Below are 24,387 nucleotides of genomic sequence, written 5' to 3' on the forward strand. Positions count from 1 at the left end.
ATACAATTTCGGCAATAGCCTTAAGAGGTTTAGCAAATGGGTAAGTGGTTTAAATCGGGTTCTCCTTGGATTTGGATGACCAGTGGCGCAGTCAGTATCAGCTTGATTGCTGTACTCGGTTTGTTGTTGCTTATTGCGTGGCGCGGCCTGAGTTACTTTTGGCCTGCTGACATTTATGAGTGGCAGATGAAAAACCAACAGGGTGAACGTTATACCTTAATTGGTGAAGTCTATGATAAAGAAGAAGTACCAACAGAGCGTTTGATAGCTGCTGGGCACAAGTTTGACACCGATGTGGGCGACAGTGTGACCCGTTATTTGGTTAAAACAGGTAACCGAGAGTTTGTTGGCTTAGATTTTCGCTGGATCTTAGCAACCGATATTATATCGCGCAGCCAGCCTGAAAATATTGCCGTTATTGAACGTAGTAAAAATGGTGATTTTTATGGTTTTCCTATTGCCATTATTGAAGACGGCAAGCGCTTAACCTCGCAAAATATCGAAGCAGATTTTGAGTCGTATATTGAGCGTGCTGTGGCGCTTAATGAGCAGGCGCTTAAACTACAAAAAGGTGTAATTGGTTCAATTAACTACGAGCTAGAAAATCTGCGCTTAAAAGCCCGCAGTTATGAATTAAAAGGTGAGTTGACTGAGTCTCGTCAAGCGGAAATTGATGCTGCTAGAGCTAAGCTTAATGCCGAATATTTAGTGGTGGAAAAAGAGTTCTTTGCACTGAAAACTGAGGCTGGGCGTGATGCTGTCGTTATTCGCGATATGCGCGGCGAAGAAGTTACTCTAAAAATGGATACCATTTTAGATGTAGCTTACGCCAACCGTTTAAGCTTTATCGGTAAAGTTGGCCACTGGTTTGTGGGTGTTGGTAAGTTTATTAGTGATGATCCGCGCGAAGCCAACACTGAAGGTGGTGTATTTCCAGCAATTTTCGGCACGGTATTTATGGTGATGTTGATGGCTGTGATTGTGACGCCATTTGGGGTTATCGCGGCTATTTACTTACACGAGTATGCCAAGAAAGGGCCAATTACTAAGATGATCCGTATTGCGGTAATCAACTTAGCTGGTGTGCCGTCAATTGTATACGGGGTATTTGGTTTAGGCTTTTTTGTGTATATGTTTGGTGGCACGCTCGATCAGCTGTTTTATCCAGAAGCCTTACCGGCGCCAACCTTTGGCTCTCCTGGTGTAATTTGGTCGGCATTAACCTTGGCTATTTTAACTTTGCCGGTTGTTATCGTATCAACTGAGGAAGGGCTAAGCCGCATTCCAAGCTCTGTTCGTCAAGGTAGCTTGGCACTGGGTGCAACCAAGGCTGAAACGCTTTGGCGCATCATTATCCCTATGGCTAGTCCAGCGATTATGACAGGATTAATTCTAGCGGTTGCCCGCGCAGCAGGTGAGGTGGCGCCACTTATGTTAGTTGGTGTCGTAAAACTTGCGCCAACGTTACCAATTGATATGAATTTTCCTTTTGTGCATTTAGAACGTAAGTTCATGCACTTAGGCTTCCACATCTATGATGTTGGATTCCAAAGCCCTAACGTCGAAGCAGCGCGACCATTGGTATACGCTACTTCATTCCTTTTGGTCTCGGTAATTGTGGCGCTTAACTTAACCGCCATCGGTGTACGAAACCACTTACGCGAAAAATATCGTTCGCTTGAGCATTAATTGACGATTATCCTAAGCAGTAGGACAGAACATGATTTCAATAGATCAATCGGTAATGAAGACTGATATGCTAGACCTAGAAAACCTTACAGCAGAACAAACCGCGTTAGAGATCCGTAATTTGGATCTTAAATATGGTGATAAACAGGCACTGTTTGATGTGTCGATGAAGATCCCTAAAAAGAAGGTGACCGCATTTATTGGTCCAAGTGGTTGTGGTAAATCAACCTTGCTTCGCTGTATTAACCGTATGAACGACCTAGTAGATAATTGTCATATTGGTGGTGAAATTATGCTGCATGGTCAAAATATTTACGATAAGCGAGTCGATGTAGCAGCCCTGCGGCGTAATGTGGGGATGGTGTTTCAGCGCCCAAATCCTTTCCCTAAATCGATTTATGAAAACGTTGTTTACGGTCTGCGCCTGCAAGGCATTAATAATCGCCGTGAACTTGACGATGCAGCAGAACGTTCATTGCGTGGCGCGGCTATTTGGGATGAAGTTAAAGACAGATTACACGACAACGCTTTTGGCCTATCTGGTGGTCAACAGCAGCGTTTGGTGATTGCTCGTGCTATTGCAATTGAGCCGGAAGTATTGTTACTTGATGAACCGACATCGGCACTTGATCCTATCTCAACATTAACGATTGAAGAGTTGATTACTGATCTTAAATCGAAATATACCGTTGTTATCGTGACACATAACATGCAACAGGCGGCGCGTGTATCAGATCAAACCGCTTTTATGTATATGGGCGAGTTGATTGAATACGCTGATACCAACACCATCTTCACTACGCCGAAACAGAAGAAAACCGAAGATTACATTACGGGCCGTTACGGTTAATTGAGGTAGGAATTATTAAGATGGAAAATATGAATTTAAATAAACATATCTCAGGGCAATTTAATGCTGAACTGGATGATATCCGTAATCGCGTATTAGCTATGGGTGGCCTAGTTGAGCGTCAATTGGAGCAAGCATTGGATGCGTTAGGCGCACTTGATGCTGAGTTGGCGCAAAAAGTAATTGAAGGCGACCATAAAGTGAATGGCATGGAAGTGGCCATTGATGAAGAATGCACGCGGATCATTGCTAAGCGCCAGCCCGCAGCCAGCGATTTGCGATTGGTATTAGCGATTTCAAAAACCATTACCGATCTTGAACGTATTGGTGATGCCTGCGTAAAAATTGCTAAAGCAGCGATGGATAAGCGCTCTAAAAATCAGCAACCTTTGTTAGTCAGCATCGAAAATATGGGGCGCCACGCAACCCGTACCTTGCACTCTACACTTGATGCTTTAGCACGTATGGATGCTGATGTTGCATTAGAACTCCACAAAGAAGACAGAAAGCTTGATAGTGAATATGAAGGGATTATTCGTCAATTGATGACTTATATGATGGCAGATCCTCGCTCTATTCCTGAAGTGCTGGATGTACTATGGGCGGCTCGTGCGGTAGAGCGGGTAGGTGACCGATGCCAAAATATCTGTGAATACATTATCTACTATGTAAAAGGCAAAGATGTGCGCCATATCTCTTATGAAGAAATGGAGAAAGATCTAAAGCTTTAATGTTTTTTAGCAAATGTATCAAGTGTTGATGCGCTTGTTAATGCAAGAGGTGTGAGATTTAGTTCACAGTTTTAGTCAAATGTTGAGTTTGATAATACAAAAAAGCAGCGATACGCTGCTTTTTTATTTTTGAGCTATAGACGAAAGCTACTGGCCGAGAAATAATGTATAGTGTAAGTGAATAACGTGTTGTAGCTCTCTGTTAATCAAATCCCATTTAATAGCTAAACCAGCCGTTTTACGGCGAGTTCAAGTTGGGTTATTCAATGTGATTTGCCAAAGCTTTCAAGGTAAGTAAGTGCTTATTGCTTAAGTAGTTCTAGTTGCTAAAGTGAGAGTAATTATTTTCTTGATTGGTATTAAGTTGTTAAATCGCAACCTGCAACATTTAAATTAGTAGATGTTGCCTGAGCATTAAACACGCTTAAAGTGAGCCTCACTTACAGGTTCAACAACACAATAATAACCCCGCCAGTGTATTGTGATTACGAATTAATCCACGACGCATAATGGCGGCCTTGTCGCGCAAGCTAGAATAATTGCGTGTACTTCATTAACCCCGGTAATTTTATGTCGATAAAATCGAGTATTAATCCACCCGTTTTCTTTTCGTCCGTTATATTAATAACCCTAATGGTGCTTGTGTGTGCTATTTGGCCGACACAATCACAAGACATTTTCAAAACTGCGCAATCATGGTTTGAGCTAAAAGCAGGTTGGCTATACATCCTTGGCGTAGCAGTTTTCCTTATTTTTATTATTTTTGTTATGGTCAGCCGTTTTGGCGATATTAAGCTTGGTCCTGATCATGCTGAGCCAGACTATACCTACAAGAGCTGGATCTCCATGCTGTTCTCTGCAGGTATGGGTATTGGTTTAATGTTCTTTGGTGTGGCTGAGCCGGTGATGCACTACATGGCTCCGCCAGATGCTGATCCGATGACAATCCAAGCAGCAAAAGATGCCATGAAGATCACTTTCTTCCATTGGGGGATCCATGCTTGGGCAATTTATGCTGTTGTGGCATTAAGCTTGGCGTATTTCTCTTACCGCCATAAGTTGCCGTTATTACCTCGAAGTGCTTTATACCCATTAATTGGTGACAAAATTTACGGCCCAATCGGTCATGCCGTTGATACTTTTGCGGTTCTTGGCACCATGTTTGGTGTGGCGACCTCACTTGGTTTTGGCGTGTTCCAGCTTAACTCTGGTCTGAACTTTTTACTCGACGTTCCAGTGAGTACCTCTATCCAAGTATGCTTGATTATCGGTGTGTGTGGTATCGCTACACTGTCGGTTTTCTCTGGCTTAGATAAAGGTGTTAAACGCTTAAGTGAGTTGAACCTATTATTAGCAGTATTATTGCTGATTTTTGTGCTCATCTTTGGTCCAACCGTTGAGTTATTGCAAGCATTTGTGCAAAACACAGGCGCTTACCTTAGCGACATTGTAGGTAAAACATTTAACCTGTATGCCTATGAGCAAAAGAACGACTGGATTGGTGGCTGGACGTTACTTTACTGGGGCTGGTGGATCTCATGGTCACCATTTGTTGGTACTTTTATCGCGCGCGTATCACGCGGTCGTACTATCCGTGAATTCTTAGTTGGTGTTTTGTTTGTGCCATCGGCATTAACATTCTTATGGATGACAGGCTTTGGTAATAGTGCGATTGAAGTGATTTCAAATGGCGGCACTTATCTGTCTGATGCGGTATCAAAAGATGTGTCGGTTGCCCTATTTGTGTTCTTTGAACATATGCCAATGTCGACCTTGCTATCAACAATTGCTTTGTGTTTGGTGGTGACATTCTTTGTGACGTCATCAGATTCAGGCTCGTTAGTGATCGATAACTTGACTTCCGGTGGCGATCATAATGCGCCAGTATGGCAGCGTATTTTCTGGGCTGTTATGCAAGGTGTTGTTGCATCTGTATTACTATTAGCTGGCGGGCTACAGGCATTGCAAACCGCTGCAATCGCCAGCGCGTTGCCATTCTTAATCGTCATGCTGTTAATGTGTTTTGGTTTATATATTGCGTTAAAAGATGATTGGCTTAAGATCAACAGTGTACAGTCACACAATACCAGCGTGCAGTTTACTAAAACCAACGTGAGTTGGGAGTCGCATATCGACGTCTTGTTGTCACACCCAAGTCAGCAAGAGGCACAAGACTTCCTTGATAATGTGGCGCAACCTGCGCTATCTAAGGTTTGCGATAGTTTCTTAACTCGCTCGATTTCAGCTGAGATCTTAAACTTTGATAATCGGATTCGATTTGTAGTGCACAGTGAGGAGCATAACGATTTTGTTTATGGCCTACGGATCCGTGCGTTCACCATCACCAATCCACTAGAAAGCGAACTGGCAGAGGGCGATAATGAGTATTATCGTGTTGAAGTTTTCTTAGAGCATGGTGGTCAGCACTATGACGTGATGGGCTTTACTCAAGAGCAGTTACTTGCGGATGTGGTAACACAATATGAGAAGTACTTACATTACTTGCATCTATCAAGTTCTGAGTACTTAGGTAGTGAAGCAAATTAGATAAATAGCAATGAAATCTGCCTAGACTCGATGATACAATCGAGTTTAGGTAACACACTTTAAATGAGAAATGTCATGTCGACCAATCAAGGGCAAAGTAAATTAGATAGAGTATTAGCAGAGGCTAGGGAATATAAGGCAAAGCGTGAAGGTGGCTACCGCGAGCAAGCGCTAAAATTATACCCATGGGTTTGTGGTCGTTGTACTCGCGAATTTACCCATGCCAATCTGAGAGAGTTGACGGTGCATCATCGTGATCATAACCACGATAATAATCCTTCTGACGGTTCAAACTGGGAGCTACTATGCCTTTATTGTCATGATAATGAGCATTCTAAGTTTGAAGAGCTGATCCAGTACGGTTCAACCACTGAAACTAAAGTTGAAGCAGCCACTTATAACCCATTTGCTGATTTAAAGAGCATGATGAAGAAGTAACGGGTTTCTCCGTTGAGTAAAAAGCCGCTTGTTAGCGGCTTTTTTGTGGCTGCATTTAATTGACTTCTTTTATACGTTTTTCAGCTTCCAACCACTTATCACGGCTTAAAATACCGTTATTCTCGCCGCCTTGCATGTAGGCTTTACGTTCACTGATATTTTGCCAAATTTGTGCTTTACGCTCATCGTCAGCCTTTCCCCAGCCAACAATCTCGTCAATATGGCGAAAACAACCCATACAGTAATCGTCATCATTCAGTCCACAGCGGGCAACGCAAGGTGATTGCATAGTCAAATTAACTTGTTATTTATTAGAATTTGCCACAGATCTTAAGTGAGAGGTCGATAACTTACAAGAGGAGCTAAGCTCGCTCACTAAATTGTTATTATGTGTGCTACATAACCTGTGTGAATAGTCCATAATTGACATAGCAATAGGTAACAAGATAAAACCAGTGATAGTATTGGTATATATTTGCCTATAGGCTTTTAAATTCAATGTTTTGTGTGTTTTTTGGAGGAGTTATGAAAGCGGTGTTTCGCTTTTGTTTTGCCGCTGTTGCGGCGGCACTGTTAAATGGCTGTTCGTTACTAGAAGTAAAATTGGAAAGTGGTATCGAGCCTCTGCCTCAAGAGCAGTTAAATATGCGAGTATTTAGTCGAGATTTCAGCACGGTGTTTTACAGCCAAGTTGAAAGTGCGGCAGATTTGATTGAGCGTAATACTGATAGCATTCCAGTAAAATCAAATACCTTAATGTGGAAGATTAATGCTGAGCAGAACTTACAGCATACGATTTTCCAAGCTTCACCAACGGCAGCGATGCTTGATACTTGGGTATTTACCGAGCAAATGGTGGAGTTTTTCGAGACAGGTGCAGGTAAGAACGTATTTAGTGAGCAGCAAGCTGTTGCAGTTGAAGCAAGTATTAAATTACGTGATCAATTTGAACGTACTGTAAAGAATTTCGGTGCGGCTAAATTTAGTAAAAACCAAGAGTTTGTAAAGCAGTATGTGGCGAGTCATCCAATCAAAGATATGGCATTCGCCCGTGAGTCTGCATTCACTGATTGGTTAGACTTTCATCAAATTAGTGAGTTTGATGCAATCACCACCTTTGGTACCGTGCCTGAGGTCATGAGTGACATTTCCGACCGTATGGCAATGATTGCTGAGCAAATGCCTAAAATCTTAGGTTGGAAAGCGGAGCTGTATGCACTGCATTCAAATATCAATGCCGATGAAATTCAACGTACGTTAACTAGCATTAGTGATACTTCAGCGAAGTTTCAGCAATTAATGGCGCAAAGCCCAGAGATGATGCAAGCGCTAGCGGTTGATATGCGTAAAGAGTTGACGCCATTGTTAGCCCAACTGAGCGCCGATACTGACGACAAGTTGGCGCAGTTATCCCTTGAGCGCCAAGCATTAGAGTTAATGGTGAAAAATGAGCGCCAAGCATTAGAAACCATGGTGGCTCGTGAGCGCGCTGCTGCAGCGATGGATTTAGAGCAGATTTCGCAAAACGCGGTAGAAGTAGTGTTTCAAGAGATCACTAAAACCCTTAAAAGCTTAATTCTGTATTTTGTACTGTTTTTAGTTGTGGTGTTTTTTGCCCCATTAGGCCTAGGTGTTTGGCTAGGTAAACGGATGCAAATTAAAAAGCAAACAGCGACAGAGCTAAAGACAAAAGCATAATACGTTAGATATAACTAAGCCATGATAAACTGACGGGCAGCCACTGAGCTGCCCGTTGTTTTCACTACAAACTAATATTAACTCTATGACTGCAGAGCAAAAACTAAAGCAAATCGATACGTTACTAACTCAGAGCCAAGTACTGTGGCGCTGTCGAACATTTGATTGTCATGATCTACCTTGGCAACAACAGTTTCCTCAGCTTGCTGACGCTGTCTGGATGTTAGCTGATGAGCAACTCGATGATATTGATGCTTGTCAGCACAGATTAAACCAGAGTTTATTACCAGCATTAACTGCAGATTTAATCGCGCAAGGTCAAGAGTGGGCGCTTGAGCTATTCGCAGAGTCGGCAACGGGAGTCAAGCTTGCCGACGCGGAGTTACCAAGCACCTCGCACACACCACAGCTATTAGATGATAACGACGAAGCCCACTTTAGTGCTCACATCAAAGGCCGTAAATGGCAACAGATTAATGCTTTTGTAGCCAAACTTCCTGTTGAACAAACCCCGGTACTCGAGTGGTGTGCAGGCAAAGGGCATTTAGGTCGGTTAATCGCTAAAGCACACCAACGGCAAGTGGTGAGTCTTGAGTGGCAACCGAGTCTTTGTCAAGCAGGGGAGCAGTTTGCTGATAAGTGGCAATTACCACAACGTTTTATATGTGCTGATGCCTTTGCAGGTCAAAGCGAGCAATTACAAAGCGAACAACTGGCAGTCGCGCTTCATGCTTGTGGTGACTTACATGTGCAACTACTCAAGCATGCTTGCCAGGCTAGCACGCAAAAGCTGGTGATCTCACCTTGTTGTTACCACCTTATTCGCGATAAACATTATCAAGCCTTGTCAACAGTGACTCAGGCTAGTCAACTGAAGTTAAGCCGCGCCGAATTACAATTGCCGTTGCAACAAAGTGTTATTGCTAATGATAAGCACAAGGCGTTTAGGTTACAGGAAATGGCTTGGCGCTTAGGCTTTGACGCGTTACAACGCGAAGTGCGCCAAGCTGATAGTTACCTGCCAGTGCCTGCGATAAAACAAAGTCAGTTAAATGGAAGCTTTGCAGACTTTTGTCAATGGGCTGCTACGGCTAAAGGACTCGAGCTTAAAAGCGACTTTGATTGGCAACATTATCAGCAATTAGGTCTGCAGCGGCAAAGGTTAACCCGGCGCATTGATTTAGTTGCGCATCTTTTTAGGGCGATACTGGAACAATGGTTATTATTAGATAGAGTCTGTTTCCTAGAGGAGCAGGGTTATCAAGTTGACCTGAGTGAATTTTGTGCAAACAGTATTACACCGAGAAATGCGTTAATTAGCGCTTTTAAATAATAAATCCACGCTAGCTTAATTTAATCTTGCCGTAACAAATTGTTTATTAAGTTGTAATTAAGTTAGCTGTGATTGAATTCGCGGCCAAAGTGAAGTTATCGAACAAGAAATGTCTAAGTTAGATCCGATTAAATGAGCGATGTAATGCGGTTTTTTATTGAATCATTGGGATTTTCTTGCTCAAATGGCTGGTTAATAATAAATAACAATCTTGATAGGCTATTAATCCGCCGATCTTGTGAGCGACTAAAAGCAGTTTCATGAAATATTCCCGCGTTTTTATTAATAGTATGGCCTACGAGCTAGCGCCAGAAGTTGTGTCGACTTCAGAGCTTGAGTCTCGTTTAGCGCCGTTATACCAAAAGTTTCGTATTCCAATGGGGCAACTTGCCACCTTAACGGGGATCTATGAAAGACGCTGGTGGCCTAAAGGGCACCGCTTATCTGATGGAGCACTAGCTGCAGCACGTAAAGCTATCGCAGAAACAGATGTACAGATCAGTGATCTTGGTGCTGTGGTCTATACCGGTGTATGTCGTGATCAGCATGAACCAGCGACTGCTTGCCGTATTGCAGCTGAGCTGGGGGTATCTAAAGACACCGCTATTTATGACATAAGCAATGCTTGTCTTGGGGTGCTTTCAGGTATTTTAGATATCGCAAACCGTATCGAACTTGGCCAGATTAAAGCGGGTCTTGTGGTGTCGTGTGAATCGGCGCGTCATATTGTTGATATCACTATTGATAAGATGCTTGCTGAGCCGACCATGCAAAATTATGCTCAGTCGTTGGCAACTTTAACCGGTGGTTCTGGTGCGGTAGCGGTATTGATTACTGATGGTAGCTTAAATCTCAAAGGTAATCGCCAACATCAACTGCTTGGTGCAAGTCATCTATCTGCACCAGAGCATTATGATCTGTGTCAGTGGGGCTTAGAAGAAGCTGGTCCTCAGTTATACCGTGAATTCATGCGCACCAACGGTGTGGCATTGTTAAAAGAAGGTGTAGAGCTTGCTCGTCACACTTGGAGTCACTTCCTTGAACAACGTAATTGGTTGGTAGAGCAAGTTGATAAGGTGATTTGTCATCAAGTCGGCGCGTCTAATCGCCGCAATGTGCTTAATGCGTTAAATATCCCGGAAGAAAAAGAGTTTCCGACCTATAAGTTGCTGGGCAACATGGGCACGGTATCTTTACCGGTGACGGCGGCAATGGCGCATGATCAAGGCTTTTTGAAAAGCGGTGATCAAGTGAGCTTTTTAGGAATTGGCAGTGGTTTGAACTGCATGATGTTAGGCCTTAAGTGGTAAGGCATGATTAACGCAAGCATAGCTCGCGTTATTGTTTGCAAACAATCATTTTGGGCTATAAGCGCATCCGACAAATATAACAAAGATAGGAAACGTCATGCTAGACACTCTGCACCCTTTTAAACGCAACTATTTAGATAGAAATGGCAACAAGCTGCACTACGTCAATGAAGGTCAAGGTGAGCCAGTTGTTATGGTACATGGCAACCCGAGTTGGTCTTTTTATTACCGTAATTTAATCAGCGCCCTAAGCGACAAGCATCAATGTATTGTGCCGGATCATATTGGCTGTGGCTTATCAGATAAGCCCGATGACAGTGGCTATGATTACACGCTTAAAAATCGTATCGATGACTTAGAAGCCTTGCTTGAGCATTTAGACGTTAAACAAAATATTACCTTAGTGGTGCATGACTGGGGTGGGATGATCGGCATGGGCTATGCCGCACGTTACCCTGAGCGTATTAAGCGCTTGGTTATTCTTAATACTGGCGCATTTCATCTGCCAACGACTAAGCCATTTCCATTGGCATTATCAATTTGTCGCAACACCGCATTAGGCACATTTCTGGTACGTGGGTTTAACGCATTTTCATCCGCAGCATCATACGTGGGTGTAAAGCGTAAACCTATGCATAAAGAGATCCGCGAAGCTTATGTTGCGCCGTTTAACTCTTGGGCTAACCGTATTTCAACTCTGCGCTTTGTACAGGATATTCCGTTAAAGCCGGGCGACCGTAATTATGAGTTAGTGTCAGATATTGCGGCGAGTTTAACGCAATTCCAGCATGTGCCAACGGTGATCTGTTGGGGCTTACAAGACTTTGTATTCGATAAGCATTTCTTAACAGAGTGGAAGCAAAGAATGCCCCATGCCAAAGTGCATGAATTTAACGATTGTGGTCACTATATTCTGGAAGACGCCAGTGATGAAGTGATTAGCCACATTAAAGACTTTATTGCTGAGACTCAAGTTGGAACAGTAGAGGTCAAGCAGGCTGATACTGTAAAGCAAGAGTCGGTAGCTTAAACAATATGGTGACTCAAGAATATCATCAAAATGACGGCGCAAATTTGTGCCGTCATTTAGTTAGTGCAGCTGAAACCATTCCTACTTCACTTGCGGTTGCGGTGCAGCAATCCAATGGACGTTCAGTAAAGGAACTTCAGTACCAAGAGATCGACTTTAAAACACTACATAACAAAAGTGATTGCTACGCTAGTGCCTTACAGCATCACGGTTTAAAGCCTGGTATGAAAGCCGTGTTAATGGTCACTCCAAGTATCGACTTTTTCTGCTTAACCTTTGCACTTTTTAAAGCAGGGATCATTCCTATTTTGGTTGACCCTGGCATGGGAGTAAAGAACCTCAAACAGTGTTTTATTGAAGCTAAACCAGATGCTTTTATTGGCATTACAAAAGCACACGTTGCAAGACGTTTATTTGGTTGGGGTAAGTCTAGCGTTAAGTTTAATATTAATGTGGGTGGTGGCCATTTAGCAGCGGCAGTCACAGGGGCAACAAGCTTAAGTCGAGTGCTTAAGGCTAACGCGATCAATGCTGGCAAGCCTTTCACAATGCAATGGCTAGATAGTGATGCCATGGCCGCGATTTTGTTTACCAGTGGCAGCACCGGTACGCCAAAAGGTGTGGTTTATTCCCATAAGATGTTTGAGGCGCAGATCACCGCGCTTAAAAATGATTATCAGATCCAGCCCGGCGAGCGTGATTTAGCGACCTTTCCATTATTTTCTTTGTTTGGACCTGCTCTTGGTATGGCATCGATTGTGCCGGATATGGATGCCAGTAAACCAATAACAGCGAATCCAGAGTTTATTTTTGCCGCCATTGATAAATATCAGTGCAGTAATATGTTTGTTAACCCTGCTCTGATCGAGCGTCTTGGTCAAGCGGGAGAGCAACAATCCCACCAGCTTTCTTCTATTAAACGCGTGATTTCAGCAGGTGCGCCAGCGACTATTTCATCAATAAAACGATTTAGTCAGATGCTCAATTCTGGGGTAGAAGTGCTTAACTCCTACGGTGCAACAGAGTCTTTGCCTATCAGTAAGATAGGCAGTAATGCGTTGTTTAACACCACAGAGGTAACAGACAAAGGGGGCGGTATTTGTGTTGGCCGTGCTATTGATGGTGTCGAAGTGGCGATTATCGATATTAACGAACAAGCGATTGCTAATTGGCATAATGACTTGTGTCTACCAGCTAATCAAATTGGTGAAATTGTAGTAAAAGGGCCGATGGTGAGTGCTAGTTACTATCAGCGTGATAGTGCTACCACTGCAGCTAAAATTGTTGATACGGATGCGATACGCCACCGAATGGGAGATTTAGGTTACCTTGATAGTGATGGCTTACTGTGGATGTGCGGGCGTAAAGCACACAGAGTCGATGCTGACGCCTTGCCTGCAAATCATAATCAAGCAAAACGTTATTACTCTATACCCTGTGAGCGCATTTTTAACACTCATAATGATGTAAAGCGCAGTGCCTTAGTCGGGGTACACGTTGCCGGTAAAATGACGCCATTGATCTGTATTGAGCTAAAGCAATCAGTGGCTTGCTCGCTCTCTAGCGTGCTTTATAGCGAACTTCGTGCGATTGCTGAGAAGTACCCGCAAACTCAGGGGATTGAGCGGTTTTTAATTCATCCTGATTTTCCGGTAGATATTCGTCATAACGCCAAAATTTTTAGAGAAAAGCTTGCGATTTGGGCGCAAAAACAGATTAAGGAATAGCGATAGTGTCAGCTTCTGTTACACATGACTTTCAGCAGTTATTACCGCAAGAGCAAGCAGCTTTAACGGCGCTTAAGCAAAATATTACTCATGCCTTTGTCACAGGCGCCGGCGGCTTTTTGGGTGAGGCGATCTGTAAGCGACTCATTGCTGCGGGTATAAAGGTCACCGGCTTTGCTCGTGGCGATTACCCAGCATTAAAGGCGATGGGCGTGAATATGGTTAAGGGCGATATTGCTGATGAGACAGTGTTAGTCAAAGCAATGCAAGGCTGTGATCTGGTGTTTCATGTCGCCTCAAAAGCTGGAGTATGGGGCAGTAAGCAAAGTTACTATTCGCCTAATGTAGATGGTGCACGTTTTATTATCAATGGCTGTAAACGGGCCAATATTGCACATCTAGTATATACCAGCACTCCGAGCGTAACTTTTGCTGGTAGTGATGAAGCAGGCAATGACGAGTCGGCGCCATATGCAACAAACTTTTTAAATTATTATGGTGAGTCAAAAGCGATAGCAGAACAAATGATGCTGGCAGCTAATGGAGCACGCCTTAGTAACGGTGAGTTATTGGGCACTACCGCATTAAGACCACATTTAATTTGGGGCCCAAATGATCCTCATTTGGTGCCAAGAGTACTAGAGCGAGCGAGCAAAGGTCGGCTCAAGCTAGTAGGAAAACAAGATAAACTGGTAGATACCATTTATGTGGGCAATGCCGCTTATGCACATATTTTAGCGGCAGTGACTTTGAGCAGTAAAAGTGACGAACATGATTTCAGCTCCAGCCAAACTGCTTGTGCCGGTAAAGCTTATTATTTAAGTAATGATGAACCCATCACTATGGCGGCGATGCTCAATAAAATTCTTGCTTGTAAAGCCTTGCCACCTGTAACTAAACGCGTACCTGCTCAAGTTGCCTATGTTGCAGGCTGTGTACTTGAGTCGGTATATGGTTTGTTAGGCAAGCAAGACGAGCCGATTATGACACGCTTTGTTGCTAGGCAATTATCAACTAGCCACTACTTCAATATTAGCGCGGCTAAGCGAGATTTAGGTTATAGCGCATTAGTGAGCATTGATGAGGGCATGCAGCACTTAAAGGCATCGCTTAGCCACTAACAAACGCGGTTCTTGTTGTGGTGAATTGATTAGCTTGTCTCAGCGTCGCAAAATTCTCGCTTAGCGACCAAATTTTTATATTAATTGGTATAACTCAATAACCAGTAACTTTCTGGGTTATCAGGGCATTGAAATGGTCCGCATTCGGCAAAAGTACTAAGCACATTCAGCAAGGTTATCAGGAGTACAGATATTACTGCTAATTTACTTAAAATGGGCATTGATTTTAATGCTTGAAAACGTGGGGCTTGATATTGAGATGAAAATGACAGCATCACGGTTGTGCCGAAAATAATAATGCTAAAGGTGATAAAAGCCCATGTGTAGAAGTGATACGCGAAGAAAGCATCGCCGTAGTACGGTGTACCTGGGATGACATGCAGCGCTACTTGGCGAAGCGCTACAGCAGCTCCAAATAAAGCGGCAAAGATCATAATGGCATAATGTACTGGCCTTGGGCCATAAATGACATTGCAAATTAAACCAAACATGACTGCGACAAAACCGACACGCTGCAGTAAACAAAGGGGGCAGGGCAGCTCTCCGGCAACGAATTGTGCATAAAACCCAAAAGCCAGCACTATAGCAATCGCAATTGCACCAAGTGCGTTCAATTGTCTAGATAATTGCTCTGTCATGTTGCCACCTACAATAAAATAGCTAACGTATCGCTAGCATGATGAGAAAACCAATAGATACTGATCACTAGTGATAGGGCAAAGCTATAGATAGCGAGGCTGCGTTTGTTATAAACCGCGAATAAGATTGCGACTAAAAACAAAGCAAAAAGCAGTGTCATCATAATAAACTCCTTTAAATGTTCAGCAATTGCCTATAACGCTCAGTTGATGCGTTTTGCCTAGATACTAGTTACGTAAAGTCTAATGTAAATTGGTCTAATGTGTTAATTTTGAAAAATAATATATAAATTTCTCTCTGTAGAGCTTGATGCTGCATGCTGTTCATTAGGTTGGATTACGGTGAGTTTAGGCTTTTCGTTAAAATTTGGATTTTTAATTATCTACAATAAAAGGAATTTAGGTTTGTTGAATAAGGTATTACTTAACAGTATTTTTGCAGCGGCGCTTTTATTAACGACGCCATCTTTTGCTATCGCTCAGGATAATCCGTTACAGGGAAGTTGGAAGTTAGTGTCAGGTAAATATTTAGATGGTAAGGGTAAGTGGGTCGATTATGCAGATTTAAAATTGAGTGCCATTAAGCTGATTTCTGCTAATCATTTTAGCTTTACAACAGTCAAGAATATTGGCACGACGGAACAACCTAAAAATGAGTTTTGGGCGGCGGGTACTGGTCGCTATCAGTATACTGCAACCGACTATGTTGAGTTTCCCGAATTGAACTCTTTTGGAGTAAAGCCCGGTGTGTCATTTGCGTTTACCTATGAGCTTAAAGGGAATGAATGGCATACAAAGCGCACAGAAGATGGGACGTTGAAAGAAGTTGAGGTTTGGGTAAAGCTCGACTGAAACTGACTAATATTTAGCGTAAGTAAAATAGTAAAGTTAAATCGCAACAGGAGTACATGATGACAGCTAAGTCTAATAGGGATATTGAGAAAATTTATAGTAATGAAGAGTTCGTTGCGAAGCTTAGGCGCCTCGCTGACGCGATAGAGTCAGGCGATAAGTTTGAAATCCAAATCGCCGGAGAGCGGATCTATGTGCCAGTGCGTGCTCAATACAGTATTGAACATGAACGCGGTGATTCAGAAGAAGAGATTGAGTTTCAAATTAAATGGGAAAACTAAATCGCCACAAACGAATCTAACCGCTATAACGCAGTGTTTTGCTAGGCACTGCGTTTTTTATTTTTGTAACTGTTTACAGATCTTTGGATCATTTAATAGATTGATCATAGGTGAGAATAATGGGTCAGGTAAGTTATTCAGCTCGAACCATTGCCATTGCTTACATTTCTCAGGCTCGGTTACTGTAGGTTCACCACCTGTATATTGGGCGCGCAAAAACAAGGTGACGTAATGTTTGTCTTCGGCTTTGAAAATATCATTGGTAAAACTTAAGTTTTCAAATGAATCTACAACTAAGCCGGTTTCTTCTAAGGTTTCTCGTGCGGCGCATGCTTCAATACTTTCACCCACTTCGAGGTGGCCGCCGGGTGTGGCCCAAGTATTAGCGCCATGAGAGCCTATTCGCTCGCCAAGTAATATTTTGCCATTGTGCATGATGACAACACCGACACCGACTCGTACCTGCTTGTTCACGGCATTTCCTTTCGCAATATTGAGTAGCCTAATCGCTACAGTTAGCTTAACTTTTAATTGTTAGGATGCAAAATGATGTTAACAGCACCCTCAGCGGCTAGTATTCCTCTAAAACAATTATCTGCTCATCAATGCTTTGCACCACAAAAGCAATTGAATGCTGTTGCTTTTGAAAACCAGCAGAGCAAATAGCCATAGAGCCTGAACCACATGTGATCTCAGGGTAAGCCTCACTGAAAGAAAGCTCGCCTTGCAGCTTTGGAATAGTCTGCCAACCATTTGCTAAAAGCTGACTCTTTACCACCTCATAGGGTTGGCCTTCAAACTGAGAAGGATCTACATCATGGGCTGAAACAGTAAAGGCGGACAGCATAGCTAAACAAAGGCTAAGTTTAATTTTCATTTTCATTATGAACCTTAAAATAATGACTTAGTCTAACTGTAAGCAGGCTAAGTTCAGTTAATTAAACCTAAATGACGGGATTGGATAACCTGATCCGATTAAGCCCGCTCATCTTTGGTAAATGCCTCATGATAAGCAATCATAAAGTCTTCACGGATCAACTGCTCTAAATGAATAGCCTGTTCGGTTGGGCAAAAAATCATAATGTGTACAAATTGCTCACCATTTATGCCACTGGTAATGTGAATATGTGGTTCGGCGCCGGGGAGATCAACACCCGCATGCTTTTCTATTACGCTGTTATAGCGTTTTGCAACCTCACTAAACTCTTCACAATGGGCTTCGATCTTCTCATGTAACTCGGCAAACAGCGGGTACAAGTTAACAAACTCGACCACAGTAATTTGAAATTCATGGTAAACATAGCGCTTCATAAAATTGAGGTTTTTAACGGCATAACTAAAAAACATGCTGTTAGGTAAGGTGGCAGTCTTACCGGTAAAGTGATACTGACCATGGTGAAGATCAATTTCTTGAATAACTGTCGCCATCAAGTTGTGTTCAATTACTTCACCGCAGATTTTACCGACTTCAATCCAGTCACCAATCACAAAAGAACGCGAACTAGCGCGTTGAATTGAGCCTGTGAAACAAAGAATAATCTCTTTCGATGCCACCACAAAAGCGATGGCGATAGCGGTAACTGATAAAGCAAATTTACTGATCTCTGTTTGCCAAAGCATAAACAGAATCACAATGATTAAAATAAAGGTGCCGTTTTTAGTACGAGACATCCACTTACGCTGTACCTCTGTCAAAAAGGCGACATCGCCACGAATACGAGAGATCACCAAGCGCTTAATCATTGAAATGAGAATAATGATAAGGACCGTAAGCAACAGCTTATGGGTTAATAAAAAATCGACGGCAATGGTGAGTTGTTCCACATGTACCCCTGCTAACGTTTATGCTTGTTAATTTTAGTTATTTGATTGAAATTAGCTGCATAATCATCGAGCTTTAAGCAACTACTTCGTTATCAACTCACTGTAAAGTTATCACTATCAAAAAACAAGTTAAGCCCTTTGACTGCCTAGTTATTGCTCGTTATTTCCGTAACTGAACTTAGTGGCAAGTTGTAACAGAGGGGAAAAGTCATTTTAAAGCTTGAACTAGCCTTTATGTCGTTAGCATGTCATCGATGCACATCTATTAAAATGAGCACACTAAGAGATTTAGTTTAAAAAACTTGTGTTGAATGCATCTATTTTTACTCAAGTTTAACTATCTAATAGTCAAAAACAGAACAACTTATGTGAATTAATTGTTATTTTTGTAAACGATTTTGCGGTTGCAATATTGGTGTTAGCTATTGATTTTTATGTAATTAATATTTCTGAAATCCCACTGAAATACCTAGGCCACATTATTGAAGTCTTTTTGTCATGTCCAAGTATTAGCTTCATCTGCCAATTACTTGAACCCTTTAATCCGTCTTCGGAGATGACAATGGACTTGAAACATATTTTTAAACTCGGTGCACTTTCAACGGCAATGGCTTTAGCCGGTTGTGGTGGCGATATTAATATCAATACCGGTACTGAAGAAGTGGTGACTGAAACGCCAACGACACCGCCTTCACAAAGCGTACAAGCTGCTGCATATAGCGGTTTTGCAGAGCGTAACACCAGTCTTTCAATTGATGGAAAAGAAGTATGGACGCTTAAGGGCACATTAGCACCATCAAGCGCAGCATCAACAATTGGCTCTGGCGATACTGGTGGCCAAGATGCAGAAACAATCGTGCTTGGTAATGACGTAGTGTGGGAGTTAGACGGTGCGGTTATTGCTGGTGGCGATAAAGAAAACAGTGTCGTGTTAGAAGTGCGTGCAGGCACTAAAATTATCGGCGGTAGCGACTCATACCTAGTGGTTAGCCGCGACTCTAAAATTCACGCACAAGGCTCTGCAACGCAGCCCATTGTGTTTACCTCAAAAGAAAGTGCAATCGGCCAGCCCGGCGAAGCGGGACAATGGGGTGGTTTAGTGCTACTCGGTAATGCACCAGTTAATACTTGTCCAGACTTAACAGCGTGTGATGCGGCATTTGAAGTTGGCAGTCACAACTACGGCGGCGACAACACTGAAGATAGCTCTGGCACATTAAAGTATGTTCGGGTTGAGTTTGGTGGTTTTAAAATTAACGATACTCAAGAAATGAACGGGATCTCGTTTGCCGCAGTAGGTAGCCAAACAGTTGTAGACCATATTCAAGTTCACCTTAATAACGATGACGGTGTTGAGTTTTGGGGCGGTAACGTTTCAATTTCTAACGTGGTATTGACTGAGAATTTTGATGACTCATTAGATTGGACTAACGGTTGGCAAGGTAGCGCACAGCACGTTTATATTCGCCAAGCTGACAACGGTTCTAACCGTGGTATTGAAGCTGATAGTAATAGCGATGCATCGGCAATGCCACAGTCTCTGCCAGCTATTGCTAACGTGACCATTGAAGTGGCTAACGGTGAAAACAGCGGCGGTGATGATGCTGAAGGTATTTTATTCCGTAAGGGGACAGGCGCTCATGCTTATAACGTTCTGGTTAAAGGCGATGTTAACTCTGGTGAGTGTTTAGAAATCAATGATGATAACACGGTAGTCAGCACTCAAGATGGTGCACTCACAATGCAAAACAGCTTAGTGGATTGTGTTGAGCCGTTTAAAGACGCCAAAGTCGATGCTGAAGAAGGGCGCTCATTGGCACTTGATGTTGAAGCGTGGTTCTTAGGTCAAGAGGGCAACTTAGCCGGGGCATCAGATCTAAATGGTTATATGCCGAATACGGCATCGGTTGCGCTAACAGGTGGCGCAGCAGACTTAAGCAATGTGGATCAGCGCTTAGCTGATGCGCCATATATAGGTGCATTTGACGGCAGCAACGATTGGACTGAGGGCTGGACCACGGCGATCCATGATGATGCTACGCCTGCACCTGTGGCGCTACCGGTATTAACCTCATGCCCAGTAGGTACAAGTGCACAGAGCGTTGTTGCTGGCATTTATAAAGATGACAACATCAATCTAGTGTGTACGCTAGAGGGCAATGTGACCAGCAACACCACACTGCTTGCTGGTGAAAACGTAATGTACAAAATTGATGGTGGAGCAGTGGTTGTAGGTGGTGATAACACGGACTCTGCGACGTTAGCCATTCAAGCGGGCGTAAAGTTATTTGCAACAGACAATAGTTACATCGCAGTGAGCCGTGGCTCGAAGATCATGGCTAAAGGTAGCGCAGAACACCCAATTGAAATGACCTCTGAGCAAGATGTGATTATGGGCGCTGAAGGGGCTCGCGGTCAGTGGGGCGGTTTAGTCTTACTGGGTAACGGTTTAACGAACAAGTGTGATGATCCAAATAGTTGTGATGTGGCATTTGAAGTCGGTGATTTTCCATATGGCGGTAATGATAATGCTGATAGCAGTGGTCAAATTAGCTATGTGGTAGTGAAGTATGCTGGCTTTAAAGTGAACGATACCCAAGAGATGAACGGTATTTCATTTGCAGCAGTGGGCAGTGGCACTCAAGTTGATCACATTCAAGTTCATGCTAATGGCGATGATGGCGTTGAGTTCTGGGGTGGGGCGGTCAACATGAAGTATGTGTATTTGACTGAAAACTTCGATGATTCACTCGATTGGACTAACGGCTGGCAAGGTAAGGCACAGTTTGTCTATATCACCCATGAAGATGGTAGCGCTAACCGTGGTATTGAAGGTGATAGCCATAAAGGTACTGGTGATACACCAGTGTCTAAGCCAGTACTATCGAACGTAACAATTTTGCCAGGCGTAGATATTGAAAATGCTAGCGGTGATAAAGGCGAGGGCATTTTACTTCGAGTTGCAACAGCAGCTTCACTTAATAACGTATTGGTACAAGGCCGTAAAGGAGCAAGTTCTACCACTGAGTCTGGTGAATGTTTAGAGCTAGATGGAACCTATGCGGATCTTGTTGATAACGTAACCAATAACCAGCTAACTATCTCTCACTCTGTTATTGATTGTAATGAGCCATTTAAATATAGCTCTGACAATGCAGCTACAGCGGATGCGGTAAACGTAGAAACTTGGTTCTTAGGTCAAGCGGGTAATAGTACTGCGGCAGTTAGCATTACTGACGGTATGCCTGCAACAACTGATACCACACTGCTAGGTCAAGGTATTGACATGAGCAGCGACAGCTTCTTTGAGGCGACTGACTATATCGGTGCATTTGATGGCACTAATGATTGGCGTCAAGGTTGGGTACATACCCCTAACTAAGTCTGCCTTACTTCGGGTCTTTTCAAATCCACTCAAGCTTATTGAGTTGCGATTTGAAAAGAAACGGGGTGTGTACTGTGTCATTTAAAGCCGCAGCAACGCGGCTTTCATTAAACTGCATTCAGGATAGTCAGTATGAAAACCAAGCCGAACTTTACCTTAACTAAGCTCAGCCTTGCTGTTGCTTCGGCAGTGTCTGCAGCTGCAGTATTCGCGGCTGCTCCAATTTACGCTCAAGACCAAACATTAGACAATGGTGAAGATTTTCCCATTGAACGTATTGAAGTTACCGGCCGTTTACGTACCTCTGCTTCAGAAGCGATGGAAGAGCGCCGCGAACAAATCGCAGTTGCCGATATTATGGGCTCAGAGCAGATTTCGCGTACTGGTGATAGCGATGCTGCATCAGCACTGCGCCGAGTTACGGGGTTAACCCTTAAAGATGGCAAGTTTATTTATGTGCGCGGTCTTGGCGAGCGTTATTCAAGCACTTCGTTAAATGGTGCCGTGGTGCCATCGCCTGATCCCACTCGTAATGTGGTACCGCTGGATATGTTTCCGGCTTCAATCATTGAGTCATTGTCGGTACAAAAATCAAGTACTGCCGCAATGCCTGCGGCATTTGGCGGTGGCCATGTTGATATTCGAACTAAATCAATACCGGCAGATCTGTTTTTTAAAGCATCGCTAGGTGGTCGTTTTAACAGTAACGACAGCCAAGATACCTATACATACAACGGCGGTGATGACGACTGGTTTGGTAAAGATGATGGCACCCGTGAAATGCCATCAAGTATTAACCAAACCTACCGCCAATATGGCGGCATTAGCCCAATTGATATTGTGACGGGTTCAAACGGTCAAATCGATTTTCAAGCAGCACAAGAGATGAATCGTCAACTTGGCCTTGATATTAACCGTGATATGACAGTGCAAACTAAAGATACAGATCCTGGTATTCGCGGCAACATTGCTGTGGGTAACAATTGGGACATTGGCGAAGAATCGATTTTCGGTTTTATGGCTGCGGCTTCTTACAAAGAGCAAGCTGAAAACTATACCAAGCTCGATGTTGAATTAGATGGTGATGAAAACCAAGCACAAATTGAGAATGAAAAGCAGATTGTAGGCACTGACTCAATCGTACAGATCTCAGGCATGCTTAACATGGGCTTTGAGTTCAACGTTGACCATAAAATCGAGACCTTTACGACTTATCTAAGAGATACTTCGGACGATGTGTCGGTGGCGATGGAAGAAACTATCGATACCTTAGGTGAACCTAACGCACTGCAGGTTTACAACATTGATTATGAAGAACGATCATTGATTAGTAATCAAATTAAAGGTCAACACTTTTTCGAAATGTTGTGGGACTTAGAAGCGAACTGGATGTACTCGGATGCTCGTTCAGAGCGCTATGCCCCTAATGAGCTGTCGTATACCTATAACGTAGTGGTTGATGACAATGATGGCTTTAGCTCACGCAACTTAAATACCCAAGATGCGCCAAAATATGTGTATAGCCAACTTGATGATGATACAACCAATTACGGTTGGGACTTATCACTGCCGTTAGAGTTTGATAGCACAATAGTGACGATTAAAGGTGGCTATCAATACTTTGAACGCACCCGTGAAAGTTACGCTACCCGTTTAGGTTTTGATGTGGATTTAAGCCCAACAGACCCTAATGGCGATATTTTATCGCAAGAGTTTGACCAGATATTTAGCAAGGATAATATCGCTAACGACACCTTAGGCTTTGAGCTTAAAGATGCGTCGACTGACACTGAAGATTACATTGCTGCTGAAAAGTTAGATGCTGGCTTTGTGAGTGTCGACTTTGATTTTGATGACGTGTGGCGTTTATATGCCGGTATACGTTATGAGGATTTTCGTCGAGTGACTTTGCCTATCGATCCTGACGGGGAGATCTCTGATGAAGGCGGCCGTTATGACCTAAGCGATTACGCTATTACTGAAGATGGCTGGTTCCCGTCAATGTCGCTCACTTGGAAGAATACAGATACGACTCAGTGGCGATTTGGTGCAAGCAAAACCATAGTTCGTCCTGATTTACGTGAAGTATCACCGGTGCGATTCCAAGATCCGGTAACAGGTTTTGACTTCTTTGGTAACCCAGAGCTGGAAAGCTCGAATATCTATAATCTCGATCTTCGCTGGGAATGGTATGGCGAAACTGGCAATAACCTCAGTGTGGGTGGATTCTATAAAGATATCGATGCACCTATTGAGCCTATCCAACGGATCTCTGAAGCGGGGCGTCAGCTTAAGTTTTACAACGCCGACTCAGGTTATATTTACGGTATAGAAACTGAGTTCCTGCAGTCTTTAAGCTTTTTGGGGGCAGAAAATAGTGTGTGGAGCAACTTCTTTGTCGCAGGTAACTTGACCTTGAGCGATTCTGAAATTGATATTGCACCTAATGGTGAAATTGACCCGACTAATAATAGTCGTCGCATGACCGGACATTCAGAGTGGGTAACTAATGTGCAATTAAGTTTTGACTCGCCTAATGAAGAGCACACAGCCACTTTGGTATATAACGTATTTGGTGATCGCATTGCATATGGGGGACGAGGTGGCTTGGATGATGTGTATGAGCAACCATTTCAAAGCCTAGATTTTACCTATAGCTATTTTCCACTAGAAAGCTTGTCTATCAAGCTAAAAGCGAAAAACCTATTGGGCTCAGAGACCGAGTATGAGCAGCAAAATATAACCGTTTATGCCAAAGACCCAGGTACTGAATATACTATCGACATTAGTTATCAGTATTAATAAAACAGGCAGTACAAGCACTAGCGAGTCTGTTATCCGCTAGAAAACGCCGTAAACGCTTCTAATCCTTTTACGTTTACGGCTCCAAAGGCCACTTTTTCTGGACAAAAAAGTGGCCTTTTTACTTACAT

Annotated in this window: 21 protein-coding genes; 15 read left to right on the forward strand and 6 right to left on the reverse strand. The window is 43.1% G+C overall.

The genetic code is table 11. The annotated features are described in order from the left end of the window. Window positions 1-36 precede the first annotated feature (36 nt). The 5 genes from pstA to L884_RS0115095 all read left to right on the forward strand — a co-directional run bounded on the left by pstA (window position 37) and on the right by L884_RS0115095 (window position 6,255). Window positions 37-1,689 carry a phosphate ABC transporter permease PstA gene (gene pstA / locus L884_RS0115075; protein ID WP_028768271.1) on the forward strand — a complete coding sequence of 551 codons (1,653 nt, stop codon included), beginning with the start codon at window positions 37-39 and terminating at the stop codon, window positions 1,687-1,689. A 31-nt stretch (window positions 1,690-1,720) separates the two neighbouring features. Next, a complete protein-coding gene (pstB, locus tag L884_RS0115080) occupies window positions 1,721-2,539 on the forward strand; it encodes a phosphate ABC transporter ATP-binding protein PstB (RefSeq protein WP_028768272.1) in 819 nt (272 codons plus the stop codon). 20 nt (window positions 2,540-2,559) lie between these two features. Next, window positions 2,560-3,270 (forward strand): phosphate signaling complex protein PhoU, encoded by a 711-nt coding sequence (phoU, locus tag L884_RS0115085; RefSeq protein WP_028768273.1) that lies wholly within the window; start codon window positions 2,560-2,562, stop codon window positions 3,268-3,270. A 570-nt stretch (window positions 3,271-3,840) separates the two neighbouring features. Then, window positions 3,841-5,817, forward strand: a complete 1,977-nt coding sequence (locus L884_RS0115090; protein ID WP_028768274.1) for a BCCT family transporter — start codon at window positions 3,841-3,843, stop codon at window positions 5,815-5,817. 75 nt (window positions 5,818-5,892) lie between these two features. Further along, entirely contained in the window at window positions 5,893-6,255 is a 363-nt protein-coding gene (locus tag L884_RS0115095) for a YajD family HNH nuclease (RefSeq protein ID WP_028768275.1), read from the forward strand. A gap of 55 nt (window positions 6,256-6,310) precedes the next feature. Here the strand turns inward: L884_RS0115095 and L884_RS0115100 are convergent, their stop codons facing one another. Further along, window positions 6,311-6,544 carry a DUF1289 domain-containing protein gene (locus tag L884_RS0115100; protein WP_028768276.1) on the reverse strand — a complete coding sequence of 78 codons (234 nt, stop codon included), beginning with the start codon at window positions 6,542-6,544 and terminating at the stop codon, window positions 6,311-6,313. 236 nt (window positions 6,545-6,780) lie between these two features. Between L884_RS0115100 and L884_RS0115105 the strand changes: the two genes are divergently transcribed. From L884_RS0115105 to oleD, 6 genes are all read left to right on the forward strand, one after another. Next, window positions 6,781-7,953 (forward strand): hypothetical protein, encoded by a 1,173-nt coding sequence (locus L884_RS0115105; RefSeq protein ID WP_028768277.1) that lies wholly within the window; start codon window positions 6,781-6,783, stop codon window positions 7,951-7,953. 85 nt (window positions 7,954-8,038) lie between these two features. Continuing rightward, window positions 8,039-9,286 (forward strand): methyltransferase, encoded by a 1,248-nt coding sequence (locus L884_RS0115110; protein WP_037411002.1) that lies wholly within the window; start codon window positions 8,039-8,041, stop codon window positions 9,284-9,286. 260 nt (window positions 9,287-9,546) lie between these two features. Continuing rightward, complete coding sequence (locus L884_RS0115115) at window positions 9,547-10,596, forward strand: 3-oxoacyl-ACP synthase III (RefSeq protein ID WP_028768279.1); 1,050 nt, start codon at window positions 9,547-9,549, stop codon at window positions 10,594-10,596. Between the two features lie 97 nt (window positions 10,597-10,693). Further along, window positions 10,694-11,626 (forward strand): alpha/beta fold hydrolase, encoded by a 933-nt coding sequence (locus L884_RS22195; RefSeq protein WP_037411003.1) that lies wholly within the window; start codon window positions 10,694-10,696, stop codon window positions 11,624-11,626. A gap of 5 nt (window positions 11,627-11,631) precedes the next feature. Further along, window positions 11,632-13,353: an olefin beta-lactone synthetase gene (gene oleC / locus L884_RS0115125; protein WP_028768280.1), complete on the forward strand. Its 1,722-nt coding sequence runs from the start codon at window positions 11,632-11,634 to the stop codon at window positions 13,351-13,353. Next, window positions 13,350-14,474, forward strand: a complete 1,125-nt coding sequence (oleD, locus tag L884_RS0115130; protein ID WP_051435648.1) for a 2-alkyl-3-oxoalkanoate reductase — start codon at window positions 13,350-13,352, stop codon at window positions 14,472-14,474. Before oleC ends, oleD begins: the two co-directional genes overlap by 4 nt. Before the next feature lie 80 nt (window positions 14,475-14,554). On the opposite strand, the gene L884_RS0115135 is transcribed toward oleD, so the two are convergent. Together L884_RS0115135 and L884_RS23180 are read right to left on the reverse strand one after the other, a co-directional pair. Next, a complete protein-coding gene (locus L884_RS0115135) occupies window positions 14,555-15,112 on the reverse strand; it encodes a disulfide bond formation protein B (RefSeq protein ID WP_028768282.1) in 558 nt (185 codons plus the stop codon). A gap of 8 nt (window positions 15,113-15,120) precedes the next feature. Then, window positions 15,121-15,276 carry a DUF5993 family protein gene (locus tag L884_RS23180; protein WP_028768283.1) on the reverse strand — a complete coding sequence of 52 codons (156 nt, stop codon included), beginning with the start codon at window positions 15,274-15,276 and terminating at the stop codon, window positions 15,121-15,123. A gap of 244 nt (window positions 15,277-15,520) precedes the next feature. On the opposite strand from L884_RS23180, the gene L884_RS0115145 reads away from it, so the two are divergent. After that, a complete protein-coding gene (locus L884_RS0115145; protein WP_245603139.1) occupies window positions 15,521-15,964 on the forward strand; it encodes a hypothetical protein in 444 nt (147 codons plus the stop codon). 59 nt (window positions 15,965-16,023) lie between these two features. Beyond that, entirely contained in the window at window positions 16,024-16,245 is a 222-nt protein-coding gene (locus tag L884_RS0115150; RefSeq protein ID WP_028768285.1) for an amphi-Trp domain-containing protein, read from the forward strand. A 57-nt stretch (window positions 16,246-16,302) separates the two neighbouring features. Here L884_RS0115150 and L884_RS0115155 read toward each other — a convergent pair whose 3' ends face one another. The 3 genes from L884_RS0115155 to L884_RS0115165 all read right to left on the reverse strand — a co-directional run bounded on the left by L884_RS0115155 (window position 16,303) and on the right by L884_RS0115165 (window position 18,069). Continuing rightward, a complete protein-coding gene (locus L884_RS0115155) occupies window positions 16,303-16,719 on the reverse strand; it encodes a nucleotide triphosphate diphosphatase NUDT15 (protein ID WP_028768286.1) in 417 nt (138 codons plus the stop codon). A 97-nt stretch (window positions 16,720-16,816) separates the two neighbouring features. Beyond that, on the reverse strand, window positions 16,817-17,122 hold the full coding sequence (locus L884_RS0115160) for a hypothetical protein (protein WP_156925698.1): 306 nt from the start codon (window positions 17,120-17,122) through the stop codon (window positions 16,817-16,819). A 98-nt stretch (window positions 17,123-17,220) separates the two neighbouring features. Then, entirely contained in the window at window positions 17,221-18,069 is an 849-nt protein-coding gene (locus L884_RS0115165; protein ID WP_028768288.1) for a mechanosensitive ion channel family protein, read from the reverse strand. Window positions 18,070-18,631: 562 nt separating this feature from the next. Between L884_RS0115165 and L884_RS0115170 the strand changes: the two genes are divergently transcribed. Further along, window positions 18,632-21,451, forward strand: a complete 2,820-nt coding sequence (locus tag L884_RS0115170; protein ID WP_028768289.1) for a hypothetical protein — start codon at window positions 18,632-18,634, stop codon at window positions 21,449-21,451. Window positions 21,452-21,586: 135 nt separating this feature from the next. Then, complete coding sequence (locus tag L884_RS0115180; protein WP_028768290.1) at window positions 21,587-24,256, forward strand: TonB-dependent receptor domain-containing protein; 2,670 nt, start codon at window positions 21,587-21,589, stop codon at window positions 24,254-24,256. Window positions 24,257-24,387: the final 131 nt, after the last annotated feature.

The organism is Shewanella fidelis ATCC BAA-318 (genome assembly GCF_000518605.1).
In the GTDB taxonomy this organism is placed as follows: Bacteria; Pseudomonadota; Gammaproteobacteria; order Enterobacterales; family Shewanellaceae; genus Shewanella; species Shewanella fidelis.

Coding starts and splice junctions, on each gene's coding strand:
- pstA (WP_028768271.1), top strand. CDS start 37: ATGGGTAAGTGGTTTAAATCGGGTTCTCCTTGGATTTGGATGACCAGT.
- pstB (WP_028768272.1), top strand. CDS start 1,721: ATGATTTCAATAGATCAATCGGTAATGAAGACTGATATGCTAGACCTA.
- phoU (WP_028768273.1), top strand. CDS start 2,560: ATGGAAAATATGAATTTAAATAAACATATCTCAGGGCAATTTAATGCT.
- L884_RS0115090 (WP_028768274.1), top strand. CDS start 3,841: ATGTCGATAAAATCGAGTATTAATCCACCCGTTTTCTTTTCGTCCGTT.
- L884_RS0115095 (WP_028768275.1), top strand. CDS start 5,893: ATGTCGACCAATCAAGGGCAAAGTAAATTAGATAGAGTATTAGCAGAG.
- L884_RS0115100 (WP_028768276.1), bottom strand. CDS start 6,544: ATGCAATCACCTTGCGTTGCCCGCTGTGGACTGAATGATGACGATTAC.
- L884_RS0115105 (WP_028768277.1), top strand. CDS start 6,781: ATGAAAGCGGTGTTTCGCTTTTGTTTTGCCGCTGTTGCGGCGGCACTG.
- L884_RS0115110 (WP_037411002.1), top strand. CDS start 8,039: ATGACTGCAGAGCAAAAACTAAAGCAAATCGATACGTTACTAACTCAG.
- L884_RS0115115 (WP_028768279.1), top strand. CDS start 9,547: ATGAAATATTCCCGCGTTTTTATTAATAGTATGGCCTACGAGCTAGCG.
- L884_RS22195 (WP_037411003.1), top strand. CDS start 10,694: ATGCTAGACACTCTGCACCCTTTTAAACGCAACTATTTAGATAGAAAT.
- oleC (WP_028768280.1), top strand. CDS start 11,632: ATGGTGACTCAAGAATATCATCAAAATGACGGCGCAAATTTGTGCCGT.
- L884_RS0115135 (WP_028768282.1), bottom strand. CDS start 15,112: ATGACAGAGCAATTATCTAGACAATTGAACGCACTTGGTGCAATTGCG.
- L884_RS23180 (WP_028768283.1), bottom strand. CDS start 15,276: ATGATGACACTGCTTTTTGCTTTGTTTTTAGTCGCAATCTTATTCGCG.
- L884_RS0115150 (WP_028768285.1), top strand. CDS start 16,024: ATGACAGCTAAGTCTAATAGGGATATTGAGAAAATTTATAGTAATGAA.
- L884_RS0115160 (WP_156925698.1), bottom strand. CDS start 17,122: ATGAAAATTAAACTTAGCCTTTGTTTAGCTATGCTGTCCGCCTTTACT.
- L884_RS0115170 (WP_028768289.1), top strand. CDS start 18,632: ATGGACTTGAAACATATTTTTAAACTCGGTGCACTTTCAACGGCAATG.
- L884_RS0115180 (WP_028768290.1), top strand. CDS start 21,587: ATGAAAACCAAGCCGAACTTTACCTTAACTAAGCTCAGCCTTGCTGTT.